The following is a 12,008-nucleotide window of genomic DNA, read 5'->3' as shown; positions in this document are numbered from 1 at the left end:
GCCCCATATCAGGAATTGACCAGAGGCCGCGCCACCTTACTGCCCGCCGCCGACGGGATCCTCGGTCGCGTTGTCGTCGCCGTATTTGCTGTCATCGTCCGACGCATCCTCGCCCGGCGACATATACAGGCGGCTGTCGTTGATCGAATCGTTGTCGTGGACCTCGTCCATGTGAACGTCGGAGGGAACGGCGCCTTCCAGCCATTCGTCGATCTGCTGGGCCACGTCATCCTGATCGTTGCCGGTCAGTTCGACCAGACGTTCCTCAAGCGCGGTGCGGTCGCCCTCCACCTCGATCAGGTCGTCTTCGGACAGTTCGGGCCACTGATCCAGCATGGATTCGTGAAAGGCATCCCAGTTCTCGCTTACGCTGCGCCAACGCATCTTGATCTCCGTCGTGATTTGACGGTCAACGTGGCGCGCGCGGCGCGGTTCCGTCAGGGCGCGTTCGACCACCAGACCTCGGGTTGGAACCCCGGCCAGTCGCCATAAAGCGGCAGGCGATCGGGATGGGACAGATCAGAGCGATAGGCGAGGCGTGAGACATCCGAATACCAGAACGGCACGACATATCGCCCCGCCATCAGAACCCGGTCCAGCGCGCGGGCGGTGTCGCGAAAGGCGCGCGGCGTCTCCGCCCGCACCATCGCCGCGATCAGCGAATCCACCGCCGGCGAGGAGACGCCCGCCACGTTGCGCGATCCCGGCTGCATCGCGGCGCCCGACCCCCAATAGAGCCATTGTTCGTTCCCCGGCGACAGCGAGAAGCTGCGGGTCATCACCGTCATGTCGAAGTCGAAATCGGTCAGGCGCTGATTGTATTGCGCGCTGTCCACCGCCGTCACCCGCGCGTCGATCCCAAGGCGTTTCAGCAGCCGAACGTAGATCGCCGCAACCGTGGCGATCTGATCCGCCGACAATGTGCCCCCGGAATCGCCGCCCTGGGCCAGCAGGATTTCAAACCGCATCGGCGCGCCGTCACGCATCAGTTGTCCGCCTTCGACCGCCCATCCCGCCTTGCGCAGCAGTTCCGCCGCCCGGGCAAGGTTGGCCCGCGCGGCGCCCGAGGGCAGGGCATACCCATCCACCGCGCCCGGCGGCATCTCGTTGTGATAGGGGGTCAGCAGTTCGGCCTCGGCCGCGCTGGCGGGTTCGCCGACCCGCATCCCAAGATCGGAGTTGGAAAAGAAGCTGCCGATCCGTGGTTCAGCCCCCCCGGTCACGATCTGGTTGATCAGCGGAAAGTCGAACGCCAGGATCATCGCCTGCCGCACGCGCCAATCGTCAAAGGGCGGGGTGCGCGTGTTCATGACAAACCCCTGAATCCCCGAGGGGCGACCGTGGGGGATCGTTTCCAGCCGAACCTGCCCCTCCCGGACGGCGGGGAAATCGAAGTTTGTGGCCCAGCGGGCGGCGTTCAATTCCCGCCAGACCGACAGGGATCCGGCCTTGAACGCCTCGAACATGACGCCGCTGTCGCCATAGAACTCGGTGCGCAGCCGGTCGAAATTGTGCAGGCCGCGATTGACGGGCAGATCCTTGCCCCACCAATCAGGGTTGCGGCGATAGGTGATGCGCCGCCCCGGGACGACCTCGTCCACCACATAGGGCCCCGATCCGATCGGCGGAACAAGCGAGGAGCGAGTGAAGTCCACCCCCTCCCATTGCGCGCGCTTCAGGACGGGACGCAGGCCAAGCGCCAGAGGCATTTCCCGGTCGGGTTCGGTGAAGGTGAAGCGAACGCTGCGGGGGCCGGTCTCCTCGAAAGTCGCGACCTTGTTCCAGACGGCGGCGTAACGGGGTTGCCCCTCGCTCGCCAAGGTCTGGAACGACCAGATCACATCGTCGACGGTGACGGGGCTGCCATCGGAAAACCGCGCCTCGGGGTGCAGGGTGAATTCGACGAAACTGCGCGCGTCATCCGTCTCGATGCTTTCGGCCAGAAGACCGTAAAGGGTGAACGGCTCGTCGATGGAACGGACCATCAGCGTCTCCACCGTCCAACGGCCCAGATCGAACGGCGCGCGGCCCCGCACGATATAGGGGTTGAGGGAATCGAATCCGCCCGTTTCCCCAAAGGTCATGGACCCGCCCTTGGGCGCGTCGGGATTCGCGTAGGGCAGGTGGGTAAATCCAACGGGCAGGCCCGGTTCGCCATACATCGCGATGCCATGTGCTTTTTGTGCCACAGCAGCCGTGCCGACCAGCAACAGGCCGGCAACCGCGATTCCGGCCTTCAAAACCTTAATGAAATGCGAAGGCATGGGGATGACGTCAGTTCCTCGTATCTCGACTTGGCGGCCACACTAGGCGCAAGACCTGCCTTTTCAAACTTTTATCTTGGCCGAACGGCAGCGGGGGGATATAAAGACCTCACTGCTCGATAGGTTTCTTGCCTGTATGAAACCTGCCTCATGACTTGACGTCGGCCCTTGTGCCGACGTCTTTTTTTTTCCCCGCGCGGGTGATCCATCCATGAAAATCAGGCCGTTTGGGCCCATTGCGGGACGACCCGCCTCACAGGCGGGGCGGAGGCGCTGTCACGCCTTGCGCCGATTCGCGATTTCGCCAGCGATTTCGGCGGCCAAGCGGGCGTTGTTCAGAACAAGCGCGATGTTGGATGTCAGCGACCGCCCCCCGGTCGCGTGGAAGATGTGGTCCAGAAGGAAGGGCGTCACGTCCTTGGCGGCAACTCCCTGCGCCTGGGCATCGGCCAGCGCCTGTTCGATGGCCGGGTTGATCACCTCGGGCGCAATTTCATCTTCGGGCCGGATGGGGTTCGCCACAAGCTGCCCGCCCGGCAGGCCCAACGTCTGCCGCATGGCGTGGGCGGCGGCAATCTCGGCGGCGGTATCCATGCGCAGGGGGGATTTAAGCCCCGAATCCCGCGACCAGAATGCGGGAAACGCGTCCTGCCCGAAGGCGATGACCGGCACGCCCTGGGTTTCCAGCACCTCCAGCGTTTTCGGCAGGTCAAGGATGGCCTTCGCCCCCGCCGCGACGACGGTCACCGCCGTCTGCGCCAGTTCCGGCAGATCGGCCGAGATGTCGAAGCTCGTCTCCGCCCCGCGATGCACGCCGCCGATGCCGCCTGTGGCAAACACCTCGATCCCCGCCAGCCGGGCACAGATCATCGTGGCGGCCACGGTCGTCGCCCCCACCTTGCCCGAGGTCAGTCCGACCGCCAAATCCGCGCGCGACAGCTTCATCGCATGTGGCGTCTGCCCCAGGCGGTCCAGCATGTCGGACGACAGGCCGATCTGGATCCGTCCGTCCATGATGGCGATGGTCGCGGGCACGGCGCCGCCCTGTCGGATCGCGTCTTCCACCGAGCGGGCCATCTCCACATTCTGGGGAAACGGCATTCCGTGGGTGATGATGGTGCTTTCCAGCGCCACCACAGGGGTGCCACGCGCAAGGGCATCGGCCACTTCGGGCAGGATCGTCAGGGGCAGGGTCATTGGACATCTCCGGAAATATGATCGGCGGCGGCACGAAGGGCGGCCTTCAGCGCGTCGAGGCGTGACGCGCCCGCCCGCTCGGCCACGAGGTGACCGGCCATGAAGGTATCGCCCGCCCCCGTCACGCGGGTCACCAGAACGGGGGGTGGCAGGGCGGTGATGACGCCCGCGCCCGCACGCCCTTCGGCGCAGGCGCGTCCGCCGTCGGTCACCAGCACATGCGCGGCCCCGCGCGCCAACAGCGCCTCGGCGGCGGCGGCGGCATCGGGGGTGGCGGTCTTTGTGATGATCTCCGCTTCCTCGCGGTTCACATAAAGCGTGGCGTTGGGGCAGCGCAGAAGCGGAAGCAGGCGTTCGGCCTTGCCGGGGCTGGCGGGGGCCACGCGCAGATCGGCCTCGGCAAAGAGCGGCGAGGCGGAGATGTCGGCCAAAAGCCCCTCGGTCAGGTTGCCGTCCAGCGCAATGGGGCCGTTCCACCCGGTCAATGCCGCGCCAAGGGGGCGCAGGATCTTGTCGCCCGCCGCCTCCAGCGAATGGGCGTCGGCGATGGCGGCAATCAGACCGTTCGCCCCTTCCACGGCCATATAGCGGTCGGTCGGCAGATCGTCCGAGCGATAGATGTGGTCCGTCACCATTCCCAACCGCGCGCAATCGGCGACCAGTTCATCCCCTTCGGCGTCGCGCCCGATGGCGGTCAGAAGGGCGGGGGTCATGCCGAAACGGCGCAGGGTGATGGCGATGTTCATGGCCACGCCCCCCGGAATGCGGGTGATGCGGCCCGGCACGTCCGATCCCACGCGCATGGCGGCGGGCGAACGGCCGATGATGTCCCAAAGGACCGATCCGATGCAGAGAATATCCGGTTTCATGCCTGTGCTTGTCATCCGTTCCAAAGCCTCGCGCAAGGGGTTGCGGCGGGATCACGCACAGGTTATATGCGCCGCACTTCACAGGCGAGGCTTGGGCCAATCGGGGAGACATCCCGAACGGTCCGCCGGTTGGGGGCAACCCCTGAGGGCTTCGCCGAGGCGTAAACCGGAAAAGGACATGGACATGGCGCTTCCCGATTTCTCGATGCGTCAGCTGCTCGAAGCTGGCGTTCACTACGGTCACCAGACCGCTCGCTGGAACCCGAAGATGGGTGAATACATCTACGGCGACCGCAACGGCATCCACATCATCGACCTGACGCAGACCGTCCCGATGCTGGACAAGGCGCTGCAAGTCGTGCGCGACACGGTGGCCAAGGGTGGCCGCGTTCTGTTCGTCGGCACCAAGCGTCAGGCGCAAAAGCCCGTCGCCGATGCGGCCGAGCGTTGCGCACAGCATTACATGAACCACCGTTGGCTGGGCGGCACGCTCACCAACTGGAAAACCGTGTCGAACTCCATCCAGCGTCTGAAGCAACTGGACGAGCTGATGGCGAACGGCGCCGAAGGCCTGACCAAGAAAGAGCGCCTGAACATGGAGCGCGAGCAGACCAAACTGCAAGCGTCCCTGGGCGGCATCCGCGACATGGGCGGCGTTCCGGACCTTCTGTTCATCATCGACGTGAACAAGGAAGACCTCGCCATTCTCGAAGCGCAGAAGCTGGGCATTCCGGTCGTCGGCATCGTGGACACCAACGCCTCGCCCAAGGGTGTGGACTATGTGATCCCGGGCAACGATGACGCGGCGCGCGCCATCGGCCTCTATTGCGATCTGGTGGCCCGTGCGGCGCTGGACGGCATGTCGGCCCAGATGGGCGCCGCCGGCTACGACCTGGGCGAGCTGGAAGCCGCCCCGGAAGAAGAAGTCGTCGCCGAGGCCTGAGGCCTGTCGTCCGATCGTTACCCGGCGGGTTCATGATCCGCCGGGATTTCCATTCGAATATCGAGGAGAGCCACGATGGCAATCACCGCTCAGATGGTGAAGGAACTGCGCGAGACGACTGGCGCGGGCATGATGGACGCCAAGAAGGCGCTGACCGAGAACAACGGTGACATGGAGGCCTCGATCGACTGGCTTCGCACCAAGGGTCTGGCGAAAGCGGCCAAGAAGTCGGGGCGCGTCGCGGCCGAAGGTCTTGTCGGCGTCGCCGTGTCGGGTGGCAAGGGCGTCGCGGTCGAGGTGAACTCGGAAACGGACTTCGTGGCCAAGAACGCCGATTTCCAGAAGCTGGTCGCGGGCATCACCAATGTCGCCCTGACCGTGCCGGATGTGGACGCCCTGAAAGCGGCGGACCTGAACGGCAAGCCGGTGGAGACCGTGCTGAACGAAGCCATCGCCGTCATCGGCGAGAACATGACCCTGCGCCGCATGGCGACGGTGGAAGGCGACAGCGTCGCGTCCTACGTCCACACCGCGGCGGCCGATGGCATGGGCAAGATCGGCGTTCTGGTGGCTGTCAAGGGCACCGACAACGGCATCGCCAAGCAGATCGCGATGCACATCGCGGCCACCAACCCGGCCTCGTTGTCCGAAGCCGATCTGGACCCGACGCTGGTCGAGCGTGAGAAGAACGTCCTGACCGAGCAGGCTCGTGAATCCGGCAAGCCCGACGCGGTGATCGAGAAGATGATCGTTGGCCGTATGGCGAAATACTTCGAGGAAGTGACGCTGCTGGGCCAGAAGTTCGTGCTGAACCCCGACATCACCGTGGCGCAGGCCGCGAAAGATGCGGGCGTCGAGGTTGTGGGCTTTGTCCGCATGTCCGTCGGCGAAGGCATCGAGAAGAAAGAGGAAGATTTCGCGGCCGAAGTCGCAAAGACCCTCAAAGGCTGATCTTCGGATCATTCCTGCCGAACGCCGCCCCCCGAGGGCGGCGTTTTGCGTTTGGCGGGCCTTGACCTTCCGGGGCCGCAGCCTCTTATTGAGGCGAACCAATTGAAGGAGAGTTATCATGGCCTTTACGCTTCCCGATCTTCCCTATTCGCACGACGCGCTGGCCGATCTGGGCATGTCGCGGGAAACGCTGGAATTTCACCATGACATTCACCACAAGGCCTATGTCGACAATGGCAACAAGCTGATCGCCGGGACCGAGTGGGAGGGGCAGAGCCTCGAGAACATCGTCAAGGGCACCTACAAATCGGGCGCCGTGGCGCAAAACGGGATCTTCAACAACGCCTCGCAGCACTGGAACCACAACCTGTTCTGGGAAATCATGGGGCCGGGCGAAAAGAAGATGCCATCGGAGCTTGAGAAGGCACTGGCCGAAAGCTTCGGCTCGGTCGACACGTTCAAGGAAGAGTTCGCGGCCGCCGGTGCCGGTCAGTTCGGTTCGGGCTGGGCCTGGCTGGTGAAGGACGCGTCCGGCGCGCTGAAGATCACCAAGACGGAGAACGGCGTGAATCCGCTGTGCTTCAACGAGACCGCGCTTCTCGGCTGCGACGTGTGGGAACACAGCTATTACATCGACTTCCGCAACAAGCGCCCCGCGTATCTGACCAACTTCCTTGACAGGCTGGTGAACTGGGAAGCGGTGGCATCCCGCCTGTGATGGTTCGGCCCGCCTTTGGCGGGCCTTTCCTTTGGAACCTGTGCCAGCGTCGTTTGTTGCCCAGATGCGAATAGCAGGAGGACCCGAGATGCAACGGTTGACCAATGGAACCTGGGTGGTGATCGCGGACGGCGAGAAAGCCCTGTTCTTGGAAAACGAGGGGGACGGACGATACCCTCTGTTGCGGTTGCGAAGACAGGAAAACAATGACAACCCGCCGGACCGCGATCAGGGATCGGACAAGGCCGGGCAGGCGGGAAACGCCCGCGGCGGCACCGGATCCGCGATGGAGGAGACGGACTTTCATCAGCTTGAAAAGGAACGCTTTGCGCAGGATCTGGCCGAGCGTCTTTACAAACTGTCCCACGCCGGGAAATTCGCCCGTCTGGTTCTGGTCGCCTCACCCCAGATGCTGGGCATCATCCGTCCCGCGCTGCACAAGGAGGTGCAGGACAAGATCGTGCTTGAGATCGCGAAATCGCTGACCTCCTTGCCGGTGGATCAGATCGAGAAGGCCATCGTCGCCGAACTGTCAGGCGCCTGACAGCGACAGGATCGCCTCAAGATCGTCGATCTCGTCGACCACCTGAACGAAGTTCAAGAGGGACGGGTCGGCGAAACCTTCGGCGATAGTATGGTTCAGAAGGGATATCAGCGGCGACCAGTAGCCGTCGGTATTCAAAAGGAAGATCGGCTTTTCATGCAGGCCGATCTGCCGCCAGGTGAGAACCTCGAAAAACTCGTCCAGTGAGCCTGCGCCCCCCGGCAGCACGACGATCACGTCCGAGTTCATGAACATCACCTTCTTGCGCACATGCATGTTGTCCGTGACGATGATCTGCGTCAGATCGCCCCGAATGCCTTCGCGCGGCACCAGATGTTCGGGAATGACGCCCAGCGACAGGCCGCCTTCGGCTCCGCGCGCCACCTCTCCCATCAGGCCGACATCGCCCGCGCCATAGACCAGCCGCCATCCCCGACGGGCGATCATCCGGCCCGTGCGGGCGGCGGCGTCAAGATAGGCGGGGCGCGCACCGGGGCGGGAGCCGCAGAAGACGCAGACGGAGAAGATGGACGACATGGACAAACCTCGTGATCGGGGCATGGGCTGGTGTGCCCCCGTGAACGGGCGTAAGACGCCGGTTCAAGGAGATCGAGATGAGCCCGAACGACACATCCAGCAGCGGCTGGCACACCATCCTGCGCGTAGCCCCCTACCTGTGGCCGAAGGGCGAGGGGTGGGTCAAGCGCCGTGTCGTCTTTGCGATGCTGTTCCTTGTCACGGCCAAGCTGGTCTCGGTCACGACGCCGATGATCTACAAGGCGGCGGTGGACGTGCTGGGGGGCGAGGCGCCGGAGGCCGGAACCGCCCTGATGCTGGGCGCCGTGGGCCTCACGGTCGCCTATGGCCTTGCCCGGTTCGGGGGCGTGGCCTTTGGCGAAATTCGCGACCTGATCTTCGTGCGGGTGGGCCAGCGGGCGCTGCGCAAGCTGGCGCTGGAAACGTTCGGCCACATTCACAGCCTGTCCCTGCGCTATCACATCATGCGGCGCACGGGCAGCCTGTCGCGGGTGATGGAGCGCGGGGTGAAGGGCGTCGAGTTCCTGCTGCGATTCCTCGTCTTTTCCATCGCGCCGCTGATTCTGGAGCTGGCGCTGGTCGCGATCATCTTCTGGGTGATGTTCGGCGTGGTCTACATGCTGGTGGTGGTGGCGACGGTGGCCGCCTATGTGACCTTCACGCTGAAGGTGACCGAACTGCGCGTCCGTATCCGGCAGGAGATGAACAACAGCGACAACGATGCCAATCAGAAGGCCATCGACAGTCTGCTGAACTTCGAGACGGTCAAGTATTTCGGTGCGGAACGGCGGGAGGCCGAGCGTTACGACACCGCGATGGCGGGATACGAACGGGCCGCCGTCCGCACGGGGCAAAGTCTGGCCTGGTTGAACATGGGGCAGACGGCCATCATCAGCGCAGGTCTGGCCACCGTGATGGTGATGGCGGCGCAGGGGGTGTCGGCGGGCACGCTGACCGTGGGCAATTTCGTGATGGTCAACGCCTATATGATCCAGATCACCTTGCCCTTGGGCTTCCTTGGCACCGTTTATCGCGAAATTCGTCAGGCATTGGTCGACATGGGCCAGATGTTCGGCCTTCTGGGCCAACCGGCTGAGATCGTGGACAAAAGCGGGGCGCCCGATTTGCACACGCGCGGCGGTCGGATCGAGTTTGACGATGTGGCCTTCGGCTACGATGCCGAACGCCCGATCTTGCGCGGCCTTTCCTTCGTGGCCGAGCCGGGGATGACCGTTGCCTTGGTCGGTCCGTCCGGGGCGGGAAAGTCCACCATCGGGCGGCTGCTGTTCCGCTTTTACGATGTGACGGGCGGGGCGGTTCGGATTGACGGGCAGGATGTGCGCGACATCACGCAGCAAAGCCTGCACGATGCGATCGGGGTGGTGCCGCAGGACACGGTTTTGTTCAACGACACCATCCGCTACAACATCGCCTATGGCCGGGCGGACGCGACGGAGGAGGAAATCTTCGCCGCCGCCCGCGCCGCCCGTATCCACGACTTCATCCTCTCGCTGCCGGACGGGTATGACACGGCCGTGGGCGAACGGGGTCTGAAGCTTTCTGGCGGGGAAAAGCAGCGCGTCGGCATCGCCCGCACGATCCTGAAGAACCCGCCGATCCTGCTGCTGGACGAGGCGACCTCGGCCCTTGATACGGGGACGGAGCGCGACATTCAGGACAGCCTGCGCCAGATGTCGCAAGGGCGGACGGTGGTGACCATCGCCCACCGGCTTTCCACCGTGGCCGAGGCGGATCTGATCCTTGTGATGGATGCCGGCCGCGTGGTGGAGCAGGGGCGTCACGCCGAACTCCTGACGCTTGGCGGGCGCTATGCCGGACTTTGGGCGCACCAGTCCGCCGAGGACGCGTCGCTTGCCCCCGCTGCGGGCTTGGCAATCCCGCCCGAACCTGTGTAAGACGGACGACAAAGAGCGAGGGCCGATTTCGTGAGCAACTCCGACAACTTCATGAACGAAGTCGCAAGCGAATTGCGGCGCGACCGTCTGTTCGGCGCCCTAAAACGCTATGGCTGGATCGCGGCGGTCGTGGTCGTGGCCATTGCGGGCGGGGCTGCGTGGAACGAATGGCAGCGGCGCGAGAATCTTGAGGCGTCCCGCCAGTTCGGGGACCGGATGCTGGCCGCGCTGGACGCAGGCACGCCCGAGGAGCGTCGCGCGGAGTTGCAGGGCGATCTGCCCGAGGGCTTGCGGGGCGCGATCCAGGGGCTGATGGCGGCGTCCGATCCGGGGCAGGACAAGGCGGCGACGTTGGCCGCGCTGGACCAGGTGATCGCGCGCGGGGATCTGCCCCCTGTCTATCACGATCTGGCCGTTCTGCGGAAGGTGATCGTGGCCGGGCCCGATCTGCCGCTGGACGAACGCCGCGCGCTTCTGACGCCCCTGACCGGACCGGGCCAACCCTATCGCGCCTTGGCGCAGGAACAGATGGCCTATCTGCAGGTCGAGGGCGGCGATACGGCGGGGGCGATCGAAACGCTTCAATCGCTGACGACCGAACAGGATGCGCCCATGGGCTTGCGCCAGCGGGCGGAACAGATGGCGGCCGTTCTGGGGGGCGAGACCCCTGCGGCGGAATAAGGGAAGGGACAGGGCGATGAAGGCAACGACCGGCTTCGTGGCGATGGCAACCTTGGCGCTGATGGCCTGCCAGCGCGAGGAGACCCTGCCGGGGCAGCGTTTCGACGTGCGCGCGCCGCTTGAGGCCAGTGTCCCCACCGCGTCCAACCCGACGCCCGTGGACACGACGGGCCGGACGCTGAACCGCGCGGCGCCCATCGCCCTGCCTGCGGCGCAAAGCACGAACTGGACCCATCGCGGCGGCAACGCCCAGCATCTGTCCGGCCATGTGGCCCTGTCGGCCCAACCGTCGCGGATCTGGAGCGTGGATATCGGCGCGGGCAACGGGAAGCGCCAGCGCATCTCGGCCGCGCCGGTGGCGGCGGACGGCCGCGTTTTCGCGATGGATGCCGGGGGGATGCTGACGGCGGTGTCGTCGGGCGGGCAGAAGCTGTGGACCACCTCGCTTCGTCCTGCGGGCGAACGCTCGCAGATTTCGGGCGGCGGGCTTGCGATCGGGGGCGGGCGTGTGTTCGCGACTACCGGATATGGCGAGCTGATCGCGCTGGACGTAACCTCGGGGGCGGTGATCTGGCGGCAACGTCTGGGCGCGCCGGCCACCGGCGCCCCGACCTATGATTCGGGCAAGGTCTATGTCGTGGCCCGCGACGGCACCGGCTGGGCGGTGGATGCCGGCAACGGGCGTGTGGACTGGACGCTGATGGGCACGTCCGAGGTGGCGGGAATGCTGGGTACCGCCTCGCCCGCCGTCGCCGGGTCGAACATCATCTTCCCGTTCTCCACCGGAGAGGTGCAGACCGTGCTGCGGCAAAGCGGCGCAAGACTGTGGAATTCCGCCGTGGCGGGGCAGCGGCGCGGACGCAGCTATGCCCTGATCCCCGACATCACCGCCGATCCGGTCGTGTCGGGCAACACCGTCTATATCGGCAATCAGGCCGGCAGCACGGTCGCCCTTGATCGCGGCACCGGGAACCGCCTGTGGGCCGCGAAAGAGGGGGCGTACGGCCCCGTGGCCGTGGGCGGCAACTCGGTTTTCCTGATCTCGGACGAGGCGCATCTGGTTCGTCTGGACGCCCGCACGGGCGAGACGATCTGGTCCCAGCCCATGCCGTATTACACCGCCGACCGCATCAAACGGCGCAACGCGATCACCCCGCATTACGGGCCGGTCATCGCGGGGGGGCGGATCGTCGTCGCCTCGGGCGATGGCCAGCTGCGCTTCTTCTCGCCCACCGACGGGGCGCTGGTCGGCAGTCTGGCCATTCCCGACGGGGCGGCCGCCCAGCCGGCGGTGGCGGGCGGCGTTCTTTATGTCGTGGGCGCGGACGGGCAACTTAACGCTTTCCGTTGACGCACGGACGGGTTAGACCCCGGCCCTTCGGAAGGAT

Annotated in this window: 12 protein-coding genes; 7 read left to right on the top strand and 5 right to left on the bottom strand. The window is 65.2% G+C overall.

What is annotated here, in order from left to right; translation table 11 throughout:
* Window positions 1–36: 36 nt before the first annotated feature.
* The 4 genes from MU449_RS07405 to MU449_RS07390 all read right to left on the bottom strand — a co-directional run bounded on the left by MU449_RS07405 (window position 37) and on the right by MU449_RS07390 (window position 4,330).
* A complete protein-coding gene (locus MU449_RS07405) occupies window positions 37–384 on the bottom strand; it encodes a CsbD family protein (protein WP_244737391.1) in 348 nt (115 codons plus the stop codon).
* 53 nt (window positions 385–437) lie between these two features.
* Window positions 438–2,264, bottom strand: coding sequence for an extracellular solute-binding protein (locus MU449_RS07400; protein WP_425310169.1), 1,827 nt, complete (start codon window positions 2,262–2,264; stop codon window positions 438–440).
* A 276-nt stretch (window positions 2,265–2,540) separates the two neighbouring features.
* Entirely contained in the window at window positions 2,541–3,461 is a 921-nt protein-coding gene (locus tag MU449_RS07395; RefSeq protein WP_244737390.1) for a pseudouridine-5'-phosphate glycosidase, read from the bottom strand.
* A complete protein-coding gene (locus MU449_RS07390) occupies window positions 3,458–4,330 on the bottom strand; it encodes a PfkB family carbohydrate kinase (protein WP_244737389.1) in 873 nt (290 codons plus the stop codon). Before MU449_RS07390 ends, MU449_RS07395 begins: the two co-directional genes overlap by 4 nt.
* A 178-nt stretch (window positions 4,331–4,508) precedes the next feature.
* Between MU449_RS07390 and rpsB the strand changes: the two genes are divergently transcribed.
* The 4 genes from rpsB to MU449_RS07370 all read left to right on the top strand — a co-directional run bounded on the left by rpsB (window position 4,509) and on the right by MU449_RS07370 (window position 7,486).
* Window positions 4,509–5,273, top strand: coding sequence for a 30S ribosomal protein S2 (rpsB, locus tag MU449_RS07385; protein ID WP_244737388.1), 765 nt, complete (start codon window positions 4,509–4,511; stop codon window positions 5,271–5,273).
* A gap of 75 nt (window positions 5,274–5,348) precedes the next feature.
* Complete coding sequence (tsf, locus tag MU449_RS07380; RefSeq protein WP_244737387.1) at window positions 5,349–6,224, top strand: translation elongation factor Ts; 876 nt, start codon at window positions 5,349–5,351, stop codon at window positions 6,222–6,224.
* A 118-nt stretch (window positions 6,225–6,342) separates the two neighbouring features.
* Window positions 6,343–6,942, top strand: a complete 600-nt coding sequence (locus MU449_RS07375; protein ID WP_244737386.1) for a superoxide dismutase — start codon at window positions 6,343–6,345, stop codon at window positions 6,940–6,942.
* A gap of 88 nt (window positions 6,943–7,030) precedes the next feature.
* The gene (locus tag MU449_RS07370; RefSeq protein WP_244737385.1) at window positions 7,031–7,486 is read left to right on the top strand and encodes a host attachment family protein; all 456 of its coding nucleotides are present in this window, start codon (window positions 7,031–7,033) and stop codon (window positions 7,484–7,486) included.
* On the opposite strand, the gene MU449_RS07365 is transcribed toward MU449_RS07370, so the two are convergent.
* Window positions 7,475–8,023, bottom strand: a complete 549-nt coding sequence (locus MU449_RS07365; RefSeq protein WP_244737384.1) for an LOG family protein — start codon at window positions 8,021–8,023, stop codon at window positions 7,475–7,477. The two genes, MU449_RS07370 and MU449_RS07365, sit on opposite strands and share 12 nt — an antisense overlap.
* A 77-nt stretch (window positions 8,024–8,100) precedes the next feature.
* Here MU449_RS07365 and MU449_RS07360 point away from each other — a divergent pair, with 77 nt between their 5' ends.
* Genes MU449_RS07360 through MU449_RS07350 form a run of 3 tightly spaced genes read left to right on the top strand, consistent with a single transcriptional unit; the run spans window position 8,101 to window position 11,971 of the window.
* A complete protein-coding gene (locus MU449_RS07360) occupies window positions 8,101–9,939 on the top strand; it encodes an ABCB family ABC transporter ATP-binding protein/permease (RefSeq protein WP_244737383.1) in 1,839 nt (612 codons plus the stop codon).
* A gap of 30 nt (window positions 9,940–9,969) precedes the next feature.
* A complete protein-coding gene (locus tag MU449_RS07355) occupies window positions 9,970–10,620 on the top strand; it encodes a hypothetical protein (protein WP_244737382.1) in 651 nt (216 codons plus the stop codon).
* A gap of 16 nt (window positions 10,621–10,636) precedes the next feature.
* Window positions 10,637–11,971, top strand: coding sequence for an outer membrane protein assembly factor BamB family protein (locus tag MU449_RS07350; protein WP_244737381.1), 1,335 nt, complete (start codon window positions 10,637–10,639; stop codon window positions 11,969–11,971).
* The last annotated feature ends 37 nt before the right edge of the window (window positions 11,972–12,008 follow it).

This window comes from Falsirhodobacter halotolerans (assembly GCF_022899245.1).
Classification (GTDB): Bacteria; Pseudomonadota; Alphaproteobacteria; order Rhodobacterales; family Rhodobacteraceae; genus Falsirhodobacter; species Falsirhodobacter halotolerans.
Note: the sequence above shows the minus strand (reverse complement) of the source record. Positions and strands in the feature narration are given on the sequence as shown.